This is a genomic window from Streptomyces sp. NBC_00466 (assembly GCF_041433995.1).
GTDB lineage: Bacteria > Actinomycetota > Actinomycetes > Streptomycetales > Streptomycetaceae > Streptomyces.
Genome location: NZ_CP107896.1, coordinates 283,500 through 300,302, shown reverse-complemented (window position 1 = coordinate 300,302; position 16,803 = coordinate 283,500). Strand labels below are relative to the sequence as shown.

13 protein-coding genes are annotated in these 16,803 nt (G+C 71.0%); 9 read left to right on the top strand and 4 right to left on the bottom strand.

Features of this window, described 5'->3' with window-relative positions; all coding sequences use genetic code 11:
- Positions 1–44: 44 nt before the first annotated feature.
- The gene (locus tag OG210_RS01315; protein ID WP_328333269.1) at positions 45–644 is read left to right on the top strand and encodes an adenylosuccinate lyase; all 600 of its coding nucleotides are present in this window, start codon (positions 45–47) and stop codon (positions 642–644) included.
- A 116-nt stretch (positions 645–760) separates the two neighbouring features.
- Here the strand turns inward: OG210_RS01315 and OG210_RS01310 are convergent, their stop codons facing one another.
- The gene (locus OG210_RS01310) at positions 761–1,816 is read right to left on the bottom strand and encodes an Rv2578c family radical SAM protein (RefSeq protein ID WP_328333271.1); all 1,056 of its coding nucleotides are present in this window, start codon (positions 1,814–1,816) and stop codon (positions 761–763) included.
- Between the two features lie 146 nt (positions 1,817–1,962).
- On the opposite strand from OG210_RS01310, the gene OG210_RS01305 reads away from it, so the two are divergent.
- The 4 genes from OG210_RS01305 to OG210_RS01290 all read left to right on the top strand — a co-directional run bounded on the left by OG210_RS01305 (position 1,963) and on the right by OG210_RS01290 (position 8,438).
- A complete protein-coding gene (locus tag OG210_RS01305) occupies positions 1,963–2,418 on the top strand; it encodes an SRPBCC family protein (protein ID WP_328333273.1) in 456 nt (151 codons plus the stop codon).
- Between the two features lie 186 nt (positions 2,419–2,604).
- A complete protein-coding gene (locus tag OG210_RS01300) occupies positions 2,605–5,010 on the top strand; it encodes an MFS transporter (protein WP_371534833.1) in 2,406 nt (801 codons plus the stop codon).
- Between the two features lie 191 nt (positions 5,011–5,201).
- Entirely contained in the window at positions 5,202–7,604 is a 2,403-nt protein-coding gene (locus OG210_RS01295; RefSeq protein WP_371534831.1) for a SpoIIE family protein phosphatase, read from the top strand.
- 111 nt (positions 7,605–7,715) lie between these two features.
- Positions 7,716–8,438, top strand: a complete 723-nt coding sequence (locus OG210_RS01290; RefSeq protein WP_371534829.1) for a class I SAM-dependent methyltransferase — start codon at positions 7,716–7,718, stop codon at positions 8,436–8,438.
- Positions 8,439–8,474: 36 nt separating this feature from the next.
- On the opposite strand, the gene OG210_RS01285 is transcribed toward OG210_RS01290, so the two are convergent.
- Entirely contained in the window at positions 8,475–9,467 is a 993-nt protein-coding gene (locus tag OG210_RS01285) for an MASE1 domain-containing protein (RefSeq protein WP_371534827.1), read from the bottom strand.
- A 472-nt stretch (positions 9,468–9,939) separates the two neighbouring features.
- On the opposite strand from OG210_RS01285, the gene OG210_RS01280 reads away from it, so the two are divergent.
- Positions 9,940–10,803, top strand: coding sequence for an SGNH/GDSL hydrolase family protein (locus OG210_RS01280; protein WP_328333520.1), 864 nt, complete (start codon positions 9,940–9,942; stop codon positions 10,801–10,803).
- Positions 10,804–10,895: 92 nt separating this feature from the next.
- On the opposite strand, the gene nhaC is transcribed toward OG210_RS01280, so the two are convergent.
- On the bottom strand, positions 10,896–12,365 hold the full coding sequence (nhaC, locus tag OG210_RS01275; RefSeq protein WP_371534824.1) for a Na+/H+ antiporter NhaC: 1,470 nt from the start codon (positions 12,363–12,365) through the stop codon (positions 10,896–10,898).
- Between the two features lie 170 nt (positions 12,366–12,535).
- Complete coding sequence (locus tag OG210_RS01270; protein WP_328333524.1) at positions 12,536–13,213, bottom strand: GntR family transcriptional regulator; 678 nt, start codon at positions 13,211–13,213, stop codon at positions 12,536–12,538.
- Positions 13,214–13,411: 198 nt separating this feature from the next.
- Here OG210_RS01270 and OG210_RS01265 point away from each other — a divergent pair, with 198 nt between their 5' ends.
- The 3 genes from OG210_RS01265 (at position 13,412) to OG210_RS01255 (ending at position 16,799) form a co-directional block, all read left to right on the top strand.
- The gene (locus tag OG210_RS01265) at positions 13,412–14,359 is read left to right on the top strand and encodes an asparaginase (protein ID WP_371534822.1); all 948 of its coding nucleotides are present in this window, start codon (positions 13,412–13,414) and stop codon (positions 14,357–14,359) included.
- A gap of 267 nt (positions 14,360–14,626) precedes the next feature.
- Entirely contained in the window at positions 14,627–15,460 is an 834-nt protein-coding gene (locus OG210_RS01260; protein ID WP_328333528.1) for a M55 family metallopeptidase, read from the top strand.
- A complete protein-coding gene (locus tag OG210_RS01255) occupies positions 15,453–16,799 on the top strand; it encodes a M20/M25/M40 family metallo-hydrolase (RefSeq protein ID WP_328333530.1) in 1,347 nt (448 codons plus the stop codon). The genes OG210_RS01260 and OG210_RS01255 overlap by 8 nt, the downstream gene beginning before the upstream one ends.
- Positions 16,800–16,803 lie beyond the last annotated feature (4 nt).

The window sequence follows — 16,803 nt, the reverse complement described above, 5'->3', positions numbered from 1 at the left end:
CCGTCCGCCCTTCATGGCCGCGGCCACGGCACTACGCTTCCGGGATGGACGAGGCTTCCGGCATGGACGACTCCGGCACGGACGAGGATTCGCGGTCGTTCACGGACCGGCTGCGCGGTGAGGCCGGGGGCTCGGCGGCGTACGAACGGCTGGCCGCCACCGCGGACCTGGAGGAGCTGGCCGGGGTCCTGACCGAGACGGGACAGCCGCTGTGGGCCCGGGAGTTGGCGGCGTTCCGGCTGGGCTGCGCCCGGGATCGCCGGGCTTTCGAGGCCCTGGTGCTGCTGCTCAACCACCGCGACCCGGAGCGCTGCGTCCTGGCGGCGTACGCGCTCGCCCGCCTCGGTGACCCGCGCACCGCCCGCGCCGCGGCGGCCCTCGCGACCAACCCGCTGCGCACGGCCTACGCGCTCCAGCCGGTGCGGCTGCTCACGGAGTTGCGGGCCCCCGAGTCCGCGCCCGCGCTGATCCGCACACTGGCGCCGCTGCTGGCACCCGACGGCCCGCATCCGCGGGTCGCGCTCGGCTGTGTCGAGGGGCTGGGGCTGCTCGGCGACCCGCGCGCCCGTCCGGTGCTCGAAGCGGCCCTGACCCGCCCGGCGTTGCACGCAGCGGCGACCCGGGCGCTGGGGCTGCTCGGATAGGGCCGTTCCTGCTCGGGCAAGGAGGCGTTCCTGCTCGGGCAAATGCCGTTCCTGCCCGGGGGGACGAGACCGCTCCTGCTCGGGCAAGGGCCGTCCCCCGTTCAGGCAGGGCCCGTTCAGATCAGCGTCAGCTGGGTGGGCACCGCCGGTGAGGTCTCGGGCGGTGCCGGGATCCGGCGCGGCACACCGCGCTGGGCGGGGCCAATGCCGTACTCGGCGGCCAGCTCGTGCACCTGGCGGGTGATCCGGCGCTGGTACCACTTGGGGGCGTACGCCCCCTCCGCGTACAACCGCTCGTAGCGCCTGACCAGTTGCGGATGGCGCTCACCGAGCCAGGACATGAACCACTCGCGCGCCCCGGGCCGCAGATGCAGGACGAGCGGGGTCACCGAGGTCGCCCCGGAGGCCGCCACGGCGCGGACGGTGGCGCGCAGCTGGTCCGGGTGGTCACCGAGGAACGGGATCACCGGGGCCATCAGCACCCCGCAGCCGATCCCCGCGTCGGTCAGGGTGCGTACGGCATCGAGCCGGCGCAGCGGTGCGGGGGTGCCCGGCTCCACCGTGCGCCACAGCTCCTCGTCCACGAAGCCGACCGAGACACAGACGCCGACATCGGTGACCAGCGCGGCCTGCTGGAGCAGCTCCAGATCGCGCAGGATCAGCGTGCCCTTGGTCAGGATGCTGAACGGGTTCGCGTAGTCGCGCAGGGCCGAGATGATGCCCGGCATCAGCCCGTACCGCCCCTCCGCCCGCTGGTAGCAGTCGACATTGGTGCCCATCGCGATGTGTGCGCCCTGCCACTGGCGGGAGGCGAGCTTGCCGCGCAGCAGTTCCGGCGCGTTGGTCTTCACGACGATCTGCGAGTCGAAGCCGAGACCGGTGTCGAGGTCCAGATAGCTGTGGGACTTGCGGGCGAAGCAGTACACACAGGCGTGGCTGCAGCCCCGGTAGGGGTTGACCGTCCATTCGAACGGCATCCGGGAGGCGCCGGGCACCCGGTTCACGATCGAACGGGCCCGTACCTCGTGGAAGGTGATCCCGCGGAATTCCGGGGTGTCGAAGGTGCGGGTCGTCACGGAGTCCGCTCCGAACAGCGCGGCGTTCCCACCGGTTCCGCCGTCCCCTGCGGTGGTGTCGTTCCCGGCGTTCCGGGTCAGCTGGTCCCAGCGCATGGCGCCTCCTCGATAGCACGTACTCCTGAATAGAACACCTGTTCCCATGGTTCGTGCAACCCGGATTTCCGTGCCCGCACCCGAGGTGGTTGGCTCAGGGCGCGGTTCATCACACCGACTGAAGAACGACAGCTGGAGGAACTGGTATGGCGCAGGTCGAGGCCACCACGGAGCGGATCATCACGGCGGACGCCGAGGCAGTGTTCGATGCACTCGCCGACTACAGCGGTACCCGCGAGAAGCTCCTGCCGGGGCACTTCAGCGAGTACGAGGTCCGGGAGGGCGGCGACGGCGACGGCACGCTCGTCCACTGGAAGCTCCAGGCCACCAGCAAGCGCATCCGGGACTGCCTGCTCGAAGTGACCGAGCCGACCGACGGCCAGCTCGTCGAGAAGGACCGGAACTCCTCCATGGTGACCACCTGGACGGTCACCCCCGCCGGGGAGGGCAAGTCGAAGGCCGTCGTCTCCACCGTGTGGAACGGCGCCGGCGGCATCGGCGGATTCTTCGAGAAGACCTTCGCCCCCAAGGGCCTCGGCCGCATCTACGACGAGCTCCTCGCGAAGCTCGAAGCCGAAGTGGGCAAGCAGTCAGCTGCGTAACCCCTTCGGGCGGAAATGAAGCTCACCGGTTCGAGTGGTTTTCTGTACGGCCCCGTTGTGCGCCGTAGGGGCTCCCACCGGCCCTGAAGCCCCCGGCGTGCGCCTCGCGCGCCAATCGTCGCGCTTGCACCCCTTGTCGCCGAATGCGAGAAAAGGGCGGCGCAGGCGCGACGAGGGGAGCGGTACGTGGGTGGCATCACTCTGGTGAAGGACGGTCCGGACGGGCAGACCGATGTCCTGACGGAAGCGGCGGCCGTCCCGCCCCCGTCACCCCCCGCGCCGGGGGAGCAGCCCGAACTCAGCCCCGGCCGGGTGCGGATGGTCTTCTTCGGGCTGATGCTCACGCTGCTGCTCGCGGCCCTCGACCAGATGATCGTGGCGACCGCGCTGCCGAAGATCGTCGGTGAACTGCACGGCCTGGACAAGATGTCCTGGGCCGTCACCGCGTACCTTCTCGCCTCCACGATCGGCCTGCCGGTCTACGGCAAGCTCGGCGACCTCTTCGGCCGCAAGAGCATCTTCATGTTCGCGATCATCGTCTTCGTGATCGGCTCCGCCCTGGCCGGCTGGTCCCGGACGATGAACGAACTGATCGCCTTCCGCGCCGTCCAGGGCATCGGGGGCGGCGGCCTCATGATCGGCGTGCAGGCGATCATCGGCGACATCGTGCCGCCGCGCCAACGTGGCCGGTTCATGGGGCTGATCGGCGCGGTCTTCGGGCTCGCCTCCGTCGCAGGACCGCTCATCGGCGGCTTCTTCACCGACCACGCGTCCTGGCGCTGGTGCTTCTACATCAATGTGCCGTTCGGCCTGGTCACCCTGGCTCTCATCACGGTCGTGCTGAAGCTGCCGAAGCCAACTGCCAGGCCCCGCCTGGACATTCTCGGCGCGCTGCTGCTTGCCGTCGCGTCGACCTGCCTGGTGCTGCTGACGACGTGGGGCGGCAACGAGTACGCCTGGGGCTCGCGCACCATCGTCGGGCTGGCCGCCGGATGCGCCGTGGCGACCCTGCTCTTCCTCGCCGTCGAGCACCGCGCGCCCGAACCCATCATCCCACTGCGGCTGTTCCGCGACTCGATCTTCAACGTGACAGCGCTCGTCGGGGCCGTCGTGGGCGTCGCGCTCTTCGGCGCCGCCAGCTATCTGCCGACCTTCCTGCAGATGGTCGACGGCGCCAGCGCCACCGAGTCCGGGCTCTTCATGCTGCCGATGATGGGTGGCGTCGTCATCGCCTCCATCGTCTCCGGGCAACTGACCAGCCGCACCGGGCGGTACAGGATCTACCCGGTGCTCGGCAGCGCGATCTCGGCTGTCGGGATGTGGCTGCTCTCGCGCCTGGAGACCGACACCCCCCAGCTCACGTACAGCATCTGGATGGCCGTACTCGGCATCGGCATCGGGCTGATCATGTCGATCCTGGTGCTGGCCGTGCAGAACTCCGTGCCACCCCGCGACCTCGGCACCGCCACCAGCGCCAACAACTACTTCCGGCAGATCGGCGGCAGCGTCGGCGCGGCCGTCTTCGGCGCGCTCTTCGCCGACCGCCTCACCCATGCCCTCAAGGTCCGCATCCCGTCCGGCGCGCACCTTCCCGACCCCGAGTCGATCACCCCGCAGCTGGTCCGCTCGCTGCCGCCCGCCGTACGCGACGGCTACATCCGGGCGTACGCCGACGCCATGCCCCGGATCTTCCTCTACCTGGTGCCGGTGCTCGTGCTCGGCCTGTTCATCGCCTTCTTCCTCAAGGAGAAACCGCTGGTGTCCCACAACGCCCCCACCGCCGCACCGGATGCCACCGTGCCCGCGGCCCGCACTCCGGAAGCCCCGTACGTCCCGGGCGTCCCCGTCTGCGGGACCGTCCAGCACTACGACGGATCAACGGTGCCCCGCGCGGCACTCACTCTCATCGACATCACCGGACGCCAGATCGGGCGCGGTGCGAGCGGCGAGGACGGGCGGTACGCGCTGAGCGTGCCCGGATCCGGTTCGTACGTCCTCATCGCGGCGGCGGGCGGCCACCAGCCGCAGGCCGTCAGTGTCACGGTCGGCGAGCGCCCCGTCGATCTCGACGTGGTGCTCGGCGGCGCCGGACGGCTGGCCGGGACCGTGGTCACCGCCGACGGCACGCCGGTGCGCGACGCGGCCGTGACGCTCACCGACGTACGCGGTGAGGTGGTCGCTTCCACCCGCAGCGGGCGGGAGGGCGGCTACGTCATCAACGAGCTGGTGGCCGGTGAGTACACACTCGCCGGCAGCGCCCCCGCGTTCCGCCCGGCCGCGATGCCGGTGAGTGTGCAGGCAGCACGCGAGACCCGGCAGGACGTCGAACTCGCCGGCGGCGCCGTGCTGCGCGGCACCGTGCGTGCGAGCGGCGGCCGGCCCGTCGAGGACGCGCGGGTGACGCTGCTCGACGCGGCCGGAAACGTCGTGGACACCCTCACCACGGGCCCCGACGGCACCTTCCGCTTCGTGGATCTGTCGTCCGGCGAGTACACGGTGATCGCGGCGGGCTATCCGCCGGTGGCGACAGTGCTCCAGGTCGCGGGCGGCGGGCGCACCGAGCGCGATCTCCAGCTCGGCCACGAGGACTGACCCGGGAGAACCGATCCCCGGGGGCCGGCCCGTGAGGACCGGCCCCCGGCGGGTGTACCGGGCCGGGGCGCGCGCCGGGCGCACCACCCGTCGGGGCCGATTCCGCCGATGGCCCCCGGGCGCCGGACGCGGGGCCGTACGGTGGACCCACGTACCGCAGAGCAGTGCGGCCGGGAAGGAGCCTTCCAGCCATGGACGTTGGTGTACCGCCACAGAGGCCGGAGCCGCCGCGCGACGCCGCGGTGGGCCGTGTGCCGCTCGCCGTGGTGGTCGTCGACAGCGAAGGGCTGGTCTCGCACTGGTCGACGGGCGCCCGCCGGCTCTTCGGCGTACCGCGCGAGGAGGCGATCGGCTGCGCCGCGGGCGAACTCCTGCCGGTCTCCGGGGCGTTGCGCCAGGAGGGAGAGCGCGGCCCGGACGGGACGTACGCCGACCTCGGCCCGGAACTCGACAACTCGATCAGCGGGATCATCGCCTACCCGTCAGCCGGCCGGGCCCGGCTCGACGAGCCGGTGCGCGGCCGTATCGATGTGCTCTGGTGGGCGTATCCGCTGGTCGGCCCCGGCCCGGAGCGGCTGCTCGTCCTCGCGGCCGACGCCGCGCAGGCGGCGGAAGACGAAGGGGACGGCACCCCTGGGACCGTAGCCCCAGGCTTCGCCCTCCACACCGACTTCCCCGGCTACCTGGAGCTGGCCGGACGGCTCCCCGAGATCCTGCCGAACATGAGTGTCCAGGAGGCGACCGGGATCGTTGCCCAGGTCCTCGAACTCGGCTATCCGGTAATGGAGTTCAGCCGCCGCGACCAGTTCCCCGTCACCCCGGACTGGGGTGTGCCGCGGCACACCCCGCGCGGCCTGCCCGGTGATGCGTCCCGGGGGACCGGCGACGGCCCCCGTGCGGCCCGCACGGCGCCCCGCCCCGAACTCGACCTGGAGTACGCCGCTGTCCGCGAGCGGCTGGAGTTCCTCAACGAGGCCAGCGGGCGGATCGGCACCTCCCTCGATCTGGAACGCACCATCCGCGAGGTGACCAGCGCCGCGGTTCCCCGCTTCACCGACTTCGCGGGCACCCATCTGCGCGCCGCGGTGCTCGCGGGCGAAGGCTTCCCCGACGGCCCGCCCGACGTCACCACCGTCTGGCACCGGGTGTGGGTCGAGCACAACGACGAACCGGGCCGCTGGGACGACACCGTGCCGGTGGGCGAGGCCATCGCGTTCCCCGAGCACACGCCGTTCTTCCAGTGCATGGTCACCGGTGAGCCCGTTCTCGTACGGCACGTGGACGAGGAGCTGAGCAACCGGATCTCCGGCGAGTTCGAGAAGCGTGATCTGCGGCCGCTGATCACCCACAGGTCGCTGCTGATCGTGCCGTTGAAGGCCCGCGACGTGGTGCTCGGCTTCATGGTGCTGATGCGCCGGCCGGGCCGTGAGCCCTTCGACGACATGGACCGCACCACCGGCGCCGAACTCGCCGCCCGTGCCGGACTCGTCCTCGACAACGCCCGTATGTACACCTACCAGGAGAACGTCGCCGAGACGCTCCAGGACAGCATGCTGCCCACGGTCGAACCGCGGATGGCCGGCTGCGACATCGCCACCCGCTACCTGCCGGGCGCCCGGCTCGGCAGGGTCGGCGGCGACTGGTTCGACTCGGTGAAGCTGCCCGGCTCCCGGACCGCGCTCGTCGTCGGTGACGTGATGGGGCACGGACTCAACTCGGCCGCGATGATGGGCCAGTTGCGGACCGCCGTACTGACCATGGCCACCATGGAGATGCCGCCCGCCCAGCTGCTGCGCAACCTCGACGACCTGGCGCAGCGGCTCGGCGAGCAGTATCTGGCGACCTGTCTGTACGCCGTCTACGACCCGATCCGCTCCGAACTCCAGATCGCCAACGCCGGGCACATCCCGCCGGTCCTGGTCCGGGCCGCCGACGGCCGGGCCGAACTGCTCGATCTGCCGACCGGCGCGCCCATCGGTGTCGGCGGTGTCGCCTTCGAGACCGCGACCGTACGGGTGAGCCCCGGCGACCGGCTGATCCTCTGCACCGACGGTCTGGTCGAGGTGCGCGGCCAGGACATCGGGGCGGGCCTCGCCGCGCTCTGCGCGTCCGCCGCACACCCCGCCGCCTCCATGGACGACGCCTGCGACACGATCATCCGCGCGCTGAACCCGAGCGGCGGCCGCAAGGACGACGTGGCCCTGCTGATGGCCAGGGTGAACGGGATCCCCGCCGACGACGTCGCCGAGTGGCAGCTCGCCCTCGACCCCCGCGAAGTGGCGCGGGCCCGGCGGCTGGTCCGCGGGCAACTGCTCGACTGGGGACTGCCGGACGCGGTGGAGCCGGCCGAGCTGATGGTCAGCGAACTCGTCACCAACGCCGTCAGGCACGGCCGTACCCACGAGGTCGGGCTGCGCCTGGTCAGGACGGCCGCCCTGCTCTGCGAGGTCAGCGACGACGAGTCGGGCCGTGGGCTGCTGGTGGTGAGCGCTCTCGCCCGCGAGTGGGGTACCAGCGCCAACGCGCACGGCAAGACCGTCTGGTTCGAACAGGCGCTGACCCGGGCGCCGCGCCCCGGAGCGAGCACCAGGTGAGAGCGGCGGCCGCAGGCGGCTGAGTCCGTCCGTGCTCTTGCCGACACCGACCCGGAAACGGTAGTCGTTCTTCAGCAGAGCACCGAGGGCGCAAGGGACTTGGGAGTACGTATGCACGTGTCGCCGCAGTACCGGGAGTCGTGGGAAGGGTTCTGGTCGACCACATCGGACACTCCGGGCGAGGCGATCTGGGACTCGGATCCGTCGCTCACTTCCGTACCGCACAGTGAGCTGCTGCTGCCGTACGCCGACACCTCACTGCCGGTCGTGGACCTCGGCTGCGGGAACGGCACCCAGACCCGCTATCTGTCCACCGTCTTCGCCCGCGCGCTGGGGGTGGACCTCTCGCACGCCGCGATCGGGCACGCGCGCCGGGCCGACACCGCGGGTGTGGCCGAGTTCGCTCAGCTCGACCTGGTCGACGCGGACGCGGTCCGGGCGCTGAGCCGGCGGATCGGGGACACCAACGTCTATATGCGCGCGGTCATCCACCAGAGCGAACCCGAGGCGCGCCCGGCAGTCGCCGCGGCCGTCGCGGCGCTGCTGGGCGAGCGGGGGCGGGCTTTCGTCGTGGAGCTGACACCCGAGTCGAAGGAGGTGCTCCAGAAGGCGACGGCAGGTCCCGGCGGGCCGCCGGCGAAGCTGCGCAAGGTCATCGAACACGGTCTCAAGCCGGCCGACGCCTCCGAGGAGGAGGTGCCCGAGCTGCTCATCGGCGCGGGGCTGACGGCACTGGCGAGCGGGGACACGGCGCTGGCCCAGACCGAACACATGGCTGACGGCACCCGGATCGAGCTGCCGGCGCGCTGGTTCGTGCTCGCTGCGGCTTCCTGAGGCCACCGAGCCGGCTGACCCGGCCGGGCGGGTGGGTCAGCCGGGCTCGTCGCCGGCGGGCGGCAGGATGTCCATCTGCCCGGGGGCGAGCTGCTCGACCAGGTCGGCCAGTTCCACACAGGCCAGCTCGATCTTGCTGCGGATGTTCTGCTGCTCGGTGACGATCGCGGCCAGCAGCAGGGCGGTCAGCGCCACCGAGCCGCTGAACACCGCGACATTGGCCGTCGCCTCGTAGAGACTCCGGTGGCGGAAGGGGCCGCTGTACTCGGTCGCAGCGAGCACTGCGAAGACCGAGACCAGACACGCACAGGGTGCGCTGCCGGGCAGCTGGAAGCGGAGCGCCGCCCAGATGAGCAGCGGAAAGACGAGGAAGAGGAGGGGGATCGAGTTCCGCGTGGCCAGCAGGGTGACCACGACCGCGGCGACGGCCAGCGCGCTCGCCTCCAGCCATCTGTCGGTGGCCCGGGGGAGCCTGGCCTTGCGCAGCACCAGCAGTACCGGGGTGGCCACGAGTACCCCCGTCACGTCACCGGTCCACCACGCCGCCCAGACCGGCCAGAAGTCCCGGAGGGGGAGCTGGCCGGTCGCCGCCAGTGTCCCGCAGCCGATGGAGGCGCTGACCAGCATCGCCGCCATGGCACCCAGGAAGACCAGGTTCACGCCGTCCCGCAGCCGGTCGAGCTCCGGGCGGAAGCCCACCCTGCGCAGCAGCAGGAACGCACAGACGGGAGCCAGAGTGTTGCCTGCCGCGATGGTGACACCGGGCTTGGTGAGGGTGTTGCTGATCGTGGCGATGGAGAGCAGGGCGCCGACGGCGATACCGGGCCAGACACGCAGCCCCATGTAGAGCAGGGCGCTGAGCGCGACACCGGTGGGCAGCCAGAGCGGCGTGATCACCGCACCGTCGACGAGCACCTCTCTGAGGAGGCCGAGGCGCGCCGATCCGTAGTAGGCGGCGGCCACCAGCACCATCTGCGCGACGAGCACCATCGGGCGCCGGGTGTCCGGCGCGAACAGAGCAGTCGCCATCAGTGCGCCCCGGGGGGAGAGGAGTCGATTTGATCCGGTATTCCCCGTGGAGGGCCGTGGATGTGCCGAATCCGGGAAAGTTAGCCGATCCAGACCAACCGGGCCTCCCTGGGCCCAGACCGACCGGCCTCCACCGGCGTAGACCTCTGGTCCTTCTGGTGGTGGCTGGGTTCTGCCCGGCCACCGCCGATGGGGATGACGAGACGCCGGCCGTTCGCCTGCCGACGTGTCGGTGTGCCGTGGAGCGGAGGAACGTTCAGAAACCGCTGCCAACACCGTTGACCCCTGAGCGCTGTTGGGCCACATTACCTATCGGTAGTACCCGACGGTAATCCCGTATTCGGTACTCCATGGCCAAAGGCGCGCGCGCCGGCGGTGCTGTCGCCTGCTTTTGCTCAAGCCGCTTTTTCTCGTGAAGGCCGGCCGTGTCCGTTGCGGCTGCGCCTCCGCCCCTCGTGAGAAGAGAGAGCACATGCCCAAGCTCCGCCATGCCATGGTCGCGTCAGCTCTGGCGGGTGCGCTGACCGCCGGCTTCACCGGCGCCACCGCACACGCCACGTCGCCTCTGGACTACGTCGCCCTCGGCGACAGCTACAGCGCAGGCTCGGGCATTCTGCCCATCGACACCAGCAACCTGCTGTGCCTGCGCTCCACCGCGAACTACCCCCACGACATCGCCTCCGCGACGGGCGCCCATCTCAAGGACGTGACCTGCGGCGGAGCTCAGACCAAGGACTTCACCGAATCCCAGTACCCGGGAGTGGCGCCCCAGACGGACGCGCTGAGCGCCGGCACCGACCTGGTGACGTTCACGATGGGCGGCAACGACAACAGCACGTTCATCAACGCCCTGCTGGCCTGCGGCACCGCGGGCGTCCTCAGCGGCGGCAAGGGCAGCCCCTGCAAGGACAAGAACGGCTCCTCGTTCGAGGACCAGATCGACGCGAACACCTATCCCGCGCTCGTGAAGTCACTGCGGAACATCCGCGCCAAGTCGCCCAACGCCCGGGTGGCCGCGCTGGGTTACCCCTGGATCACGCCCGCGACCGCCGACCCGTCCTGCTTCGCGAAGCTCCCGATCGCCTCCGGCGACGTGCCCTATCTGCGCGCCATCCAGGCGCACCTCAACGCCGCCGTCAAGCGTGCGGCCCAGGAGACCGGAGCCGTCTACGTGGACTTCTCCCAGGCGTCCGAGGGGCATGACGCGTGCAAGGCCGTCGGCACCCGGTGGATCGAGCCGCTCCTGTTCGGGCGGAACATCGTGCCCGTCCACCCCAACGCCCTCGGGGAGCAGCACATGGCCGACCAGACCATGAGTGCCCTCGGACTCGGCTGACCCGGGCGCCGCTGGACCGGCGGTTGTGCGCGGCTCCGGCCGGAAACACCTTCCGGCCGGAGCCGGCGGGCCCCGCTCACCAGGGCCGGCCCTCAGACGGCGGCCGGCACCGGTACCTCGGCGGCCTTGCGTACCGGTTCCTGGCGGGCGATGCCGAGGCCGGTGTAGCCGCAGATCACGGCGATGATCACGCCGAAGTAGTTGAGGAACGCGTAGGGCGCGTAGGCCATCGTCGCGACGCCCAGGGTCGTGGACATGTAGGTGGCGGCCTCGGTCCACGGCACCAGCGGTACGAAGACCGTCCCGGAGTCCTCCAGGGTGCGCGACAGGTTCTTCGGGGCGAGCCCGCGCTCGGGGTAGATCTCGCGGAACGCCTGGCCCGGCACGATGATCGTCAGGTACGAGACCCCCATCGTGAGAGCGGCGCCCACCGAGGTCAGCGAGGTGGCGAGGACGATTCCGCCCGTCCGGCGGACCTTGGTGAGCAGCCGGCGCATCAGGACGTCCAGGCAGCCGGTCTCGGTCAGGATGCCCGCGAAGGCGAAGCCGGCGAGTCCGATGAGCATGGTCGACGCCATCGACGACATGCCACCGCGGTTGAGGAGCGTGTCCGCCGCCGCGGACAGGTGCTGGGGGTGGCCGCTCAGCATCGACGTAGTGAAGCCGGTCGAGGCGGAGGCGCCGATCTGCTGGAGGGAGAAGCCCTGGAAGACGGCGCCCAGGATCCCCGCGACCGCCGACGAGACGAGGATCGTCGGCAGGGGCGGCTTCTTCATGATGGCGCCCACCAGCACCGCCGCGGGCGGCAGGAGAAGCAGCAGGTTGAAGTGGAACCCCTGCTCCAGCACGGTCCGCAGGGCCACCGTGCGCTGGGCGGCATGGCCGTCGGCGTGCTGGGTGCGGCCCAGGAAGAGGTACAGGACGCAGGAGAGCACTGCGGCCGGGCCGGTCGTCCAGAGGAGGTGCCGGATGTGCTCGAAGAGGTTCGAACCGGCCACGGCGGGAGCCAGGTTGGTGGTGTCCGACATCGGGGACATCTTGTCGCCGAAGTAGGCGCCCGAGATGATGGCGCCCGCCGTCATGGGCAGGGACACACCGAGTCCGCCGGCCACGCCGATCAGGGCGACGCCGACGGTGCCGACGGAGCCCCAGGAGGTGCCGGTCACGGTCGAGACGACCATCGTGATCAGGAACGCCAGCACCACGATCCACGAGGGCTGGATGGCCTTCAGGCCCCAGTCGACGATCATGGGGATCGTCCCGCTCAGCGTCCAGGTGCCGATGAGCATGCCGATGGAGATCAGGATCAGCAGCGCCGGCATCGCGTCGTCGATCTTCGACCGTATGCCGGTGAGCATCTCGTTCCAGGTGACGCCGAGCCACCGGGCGATGACGCCGGTGACGGCGCAGGCCGCGACGAGGAGGACCACGGGGTCGAGGTCGAACCGGAGAGTGCCCACGATCATGAGGGCCAGCATCAGCACCACGGGCAGTGCGGCGACGAGCAGTCCGGGGGTGCGGCGCTCGCGCGAGGGCGCCGCCACGGCAGAGGGTTCGGTCATTTCGGGTACTCCAGTGGCCCGGCGGGGCCGGACGGTTCGGCAGGGTGACGGGGGAGGAGGGAGCGGACCGGTTGCCGGGGAACACCGGCCGGAGGCGGAAAGGGCAGGGTGAACCGCGCCGGAGCGCGGAGGCACCCGCCCGACGGTGACGGGACTTGTCCCGTCAGGGGTCAGCCGGCGGCCGGGCCCGTCAGGGGTGAGCCGACGGCCGGGGCGCTTGCCATGTGGGACCGCACCCGGCCGAGATGGAGATCCATGAGCGCCGCGGCGCGCACGCCGTCACCGTCCGCGACGGCGGCGGTGATCTCCTCGTGGTCGTCCAGGGAGTCGGCCGTGTGGGCCGCCGGAACGTCCAGCGGACTGCGCAGCAGGATGATCTGCTGCTGCACCCGCCACAGTTGCTCGGCGATGCGGGGACTTCGCGCGGTGTCCGTCAGGGTCCGGTGGAAGTCCAGGTCCAGCCGGTGCACGAAGCGCCGGCCGCTCTGGATGGTCTTCCGCGCCCGCGCACAGGCCGAGCGCAGCGCGGCGACGTCCTTCTCGTCGCGGCGCTCCGCGGCGAGCCGGGCGGTCGTCGTCTCCAGCGCCGTACGGAGTTCGAACAGGGCCCGGACATCGTCGGGTTCGGCCGCGAACACCGTGGCGCCGCGGTTGGGGTTGTGCACGAGCAGCCCCTCGCTGGCGAGTTGCCGTACGGCCTCGCGCAAGGGACCCCGGCTGGTGCCGAGCTCCCTTGCGAGAACCACCTCGTTGATCCGGGTCCCGGGCCGCAGGTGGCCGCCGAGCAGGCGTTCGCGCAGCACCTCGGCGATCTGGACGGCGAGTCCGCGTTGCAGTGTTTCACTCACGGGGAACGCCTCCTCTGGACCGCCAAAGTGTTGACAGTTGACAGCCACGTTTCCGCAGGTGTCAAGGGTGGTTGGCGAAATCGCCTTCGTATTCGACAGGTTCGATGCCAAGTGATAACTGTCGACAGTTGACTCAATTGAATCGACCTGACTCGAACTGACTCGACCTGACTCGAACTGGAGAGGCGGACGTATCTGATGCACACCGTGGTGGCCGAGGTCTGGCGTGGGGATTTCCTGGAGTCCGTGCACCACGGGACGGTCCTCGCGACCGGCCCGGACGGTTCGGAGATCCTGCGGATCGGGGACGTCGACGCCCCGATGTACCCGCGCTCGTCCAACAAGCCCCTCCAGGCGCTCGGCATGCTCCGCGCCGGGCTCGGCCTCGACGGCGAACTCCTGGCCCTGGGCTGCGCCAGCCACTCCGGGGAGGACATCCACCTGGACGGCGTGCGGGCGATACTCGGTTCGGCCGGGCTCGGCACGGACGCGCTGCGCTGCACGGCAGCCCTGCCCATCGGTGAGGGCGCGCTGCGCGCGTACCTGGCGGGCGGGGGACAGCCCTCGCCGCTGACGATGAACTGCTCGGGCAAGCATGCCGCGATGCTGGCGACCTGCGTCGTGAACGGCTGGGACACCGCCACGTATCTCGACCCGGAGCACCCGCTCCAGGTGGTGCTGCGCGAGACGCTGGAGGAACTGGCGGGCGAGCGGGTCGCCGCCACGGGGATCGACGGCTGTGGCGCGCCCCTGTTCGCCATCAGCCTGCGGGGTCTCGGCCGGGCGTTCGGGCGCCTGGCCTCGGCACCGGACGGCAGTCTCGAACAGCGCGTGGCCCGCGCGATGAACACACACCCGCAGTACGTCGGCGGCACCGGCCGGGACGTGACGCGGATCATGGGCGCCCTGCCGGGGGCCGTCGTCAAGGACGGCGCCGAGGGCGTGTACGCGCTCGGCCTGCCCGACGGGTCCGCCGTGTCGCTCAAGATCGCCGACGGCTCCCAGCGGTCCCGGCCCGTGGTGATGGTCGCCGCGCTGCGCCACCTCGGTGTGGACGTGGACGGCGACGAGACGCTTCGGGCACTCGCCACCGCGCCGGTACTCGGCCACGGCGAGCCGGTCGGGGCGGTCCGCCCCACGTTCTGACGGAGCGAGGGCGGGAGCAGCCGCGCTGTGAGGTGGCCGGGCACCGTGCGGTCAGGGGCGCGCGGTGCCCGGGACGGGCGGAGTCCGCGGCCGGCCGGCAAGGCTGCCTGGCCGCTTCCGGTGGCAAGGCCCGTCAGTAGTACGACCGGTCGCTTCCGCGGAAAGGGCTGGTCGTAGGCCATACGAGGTGAGTTCACTGGTCTGGACCACCGATAGTTATCCACAGCTGTGGCCGAGGCGGCTCGGCAGCGCGTACGGTTTCGAGGCATGAAGATCCTCATCAGCGCCGACATGGAGGGCGCGACCGGTGTGACCTGGCCCGGTGACGTGCTGCCCGGCAGCGCGCAGTGGGAACGCTGCCGGTCCCTGTTCACGTCCGACGTGAACGCCGCCGCCCTGGGCTTCTTCGACGGGGGCGCCGACGAGGTGCTCATCAACGAAGCCCACTGGTCCATGCGCAATCTGCTCATCGAGCAGCTCGACGAGCGGGTCCAGATGCTCACGGGCCGTCATAAGTCGCTGTCCATGGTGGAGGGCGTCCAGCACGGCGATGTCGACGGGATCGCCTTCGTCGGCTACCACACCGGCGCCGGCATGGAGGGCGTACTCGCCCACACCTACCTGGCCAACTCGATCACCGGGGTCTGGCTCAACGGCGTACGGGCGAGCGAGGGCCTTCTCAACGCACATGTCGTCGCGGAGTACGGAGTCCCCGTGGTGCTCGTCACCGGCGACGACCTGGCCTGCGCCGACGCGCTGGGCTACGCGCCCCGGGCCCGTACGGTGGCGGTGAAGGACCATGTCTCGCGGTACGCGGCGGTCTGCCGCACCCCGGCCCGTACGGCCTCCGACATCCGGTCGGCCGCAGCGGAAGCCACCGCGCTCGCCGTGCGCCACGAACCCGTTACCGGTACGTCGTTCACGGTGGAGCTGGAGTTCGACGCGGAGCATCTGGTGGGTGCCGCGAGCGTCGTTCCGGGGGTCCGGCGGACGGCCGAACGGCGTGTCGCGTACACCAGCGCGACGATGTATGAGGGCATTCGGACCTTCAAGGCGGTTACGACGCTCGTCTCGTCCGCGGTGGAGGAACAGTATGGCTGACGTGAACCCGATGGCGGCGGTCCAGCTGGACGCCCGGGCGCTCGACGAGGTGGTGGACTTCACCTCGGAACTGATCCGGATCGACACGACCAACCGGGGCGGCGGCGACTGCCGGGAGCGGCCCGCCGCGGAGTACGTCGCCGAGCGCCTGGCCGGTGCGGGGATCGAGCCGACGCTGCTTGAGCGCACCGCGGGGCGGACCAATGTGGTCGCGAGGATCCCGGGCACCGATCCGTCGGCGGACGCGCTGCTGGTCCACGGTCACCTCGACGTGGTGCCCGCCGAACCGGACGACTGGTCCGTGCACCCGTTCTCCGGTGAGATCCGCGACGGTGTGGTCTGGGGGCGCGGTGCCATCGACATGAAGAACATGGACGCGATGGTCCTCGCGGTGGTGCGGGCCTGGGCGCGCGAGGGCGTGCGCCCCCGGCGCGACATCGTCATCGCCTACACGGCCGACGAGGAGGCGAGCGCCGTCGACGGCTCCGGCTTCCTCGCCGACCACCACCCCGGACTCTTCGAGGGCTGCACCGAGGGGATCAGCGAATCCGGTGCCTTCACCTTCCACGCGGGCTCCGACCTGCCCATCTACCCCATCGCGGCCGGTGAGCGCGGTACCGCCTGGCTGAAGCTCACGGCGCACGGCAAGGCCGGCCACGGCTCCAAGGTCAACCGGGACAACGCGGTCAGCAGGCTCGCCGCCGCCGTCGGCCGGATCGGCGAACACCAGTGGCCCGTGCGGCTCACCCCGACCGTGCGGGCCGCGCTCACCGAGATCGCCGCGCTGCACGGCATCGAAACCGACACCACCGCACCGGACTTCGACGTGGACGCGCTGCTCGCGAAGCTCGGCCCGGCAGCCGCGCTGGTCGAGCCGACCGTCCGCAACAGCGCCAACCCGACGATCCTGGAAGCCGGTTACAAGGTCAACGTGATCCCAGGGCGCGCGACGGCGTACGTCGACGGGCGGATGCTCCCCGGCGGCGAGGACGAGTTCCGCACGACGCTCGACCGGCTCACCGGGCCGGACGTCGACTGGGAGTTCGACCACGGCGAGGTGGCCCTCGAAGCGCCGGTGGACTCGCCGACGTACGCGAAACTGCGCGCGGCCGTCGAGAAGTTCGCACCGGAGGGGCATGTGGTGCCCTACTGCATGTCGGGGGGCACGGACGCCAAGCAGTTCTCCCGGCTGGGGATCACCGGGTACGGCTTCTCGCCGCTGAGGCTGCCCGCCGGGTTCGACTATCAGGCCCTGTTCCACGGGGTCGACGAGCGGGTGCCGGTGGACGCACTGCACTTCGGTGTCCGGGTGCTCGATCACTATCTGCGTACCGCATAGGGGA

What these genes read in the sequence shown, in the direction of transcription:
- OG210_RS01315 (WP_328333269.1), top strand. Translation starts at nt 45, where the DNA reads ATGGACGAGGCTTCCGGCATGGACGACTCCGGCACGGACGAGGATTCG.
- OG210_RS01310 (WP_328333271.1), bottom strand. Translation starts at nt 1,816, where the DNA reads ATGCGCTGGGACCAGCTGACCCGGAACGCCGGGAACGACACCACCGCA.
- OG210_RS01305 (WP_328333273.1), top strand. Translation starts at nt 1,963, where the DNA reads ATGGCGCAGGTCGAGGCCACCACGGAGCGGATCATCACGGCGGACGCC.
- OG210_RS01295 (WP_371534831.1), top strand. Translation starts at nt 5,202, where the DNA reads ATGGACGTTGGTGTACCGCCACAGAGGCCGGAGCCGCCGCGCGACGCC.
- OG210_RS01290 (WP_371534829.1), top strand. Translation starts at nt 7,716, where the DNA reads ATGCACGTGTCGCCGCAGTACCGGGAGTCGTGGGAAGGGTTCTGGTCG.
- OG210_RS01285 (WP_371534827.1), bottom strand. Translation starts at nt 9,467, where the DNA reads ATGGCGACTGCTCTGTTCGCGCCGGACACCCGGCGCCCGATGGTGCTC.
- OG210_RS01280 (WP_328333520.1), top strand. Translation starts at nt 9,940, where the DNA reads ATGCCCAAGCTCCGCCATGCCATGGTCGCGTCAGCTCTGGCGGGTGCG.
- nhaC (WP_371534824.1), bottom strand. Translation starts at nt 12,365, where the DNA reads ATGACCGAACCCTCTGCCGTGGCGGCGCCCTCGCGCGAGCGCCGCACC.
- OG210_RS01265 (WP_371534822.1), top strand. Translation starts at nt 13,412, where the DNA reads ATGCACACCGTGGTGGCCGAGGTCTGGCGTGGGGATTTCCTGGAGTCC.
- OG210_RS01260 (WP_328333528.1), top strand. Translation starts at nt 14,627, where the DNA reads ATGAAGATCCTCATCAGCGCCGACATGGAGGGCGCGACCGGTGTGACC.
- OG210_RS01255 (WP_328333530.1), top strand. Translation starts at nt 15,453, where the DNA reads ATGGCTGACGTGAACCCGATGGCGGCGGTCCAGCTGGACGCCCGGGCG.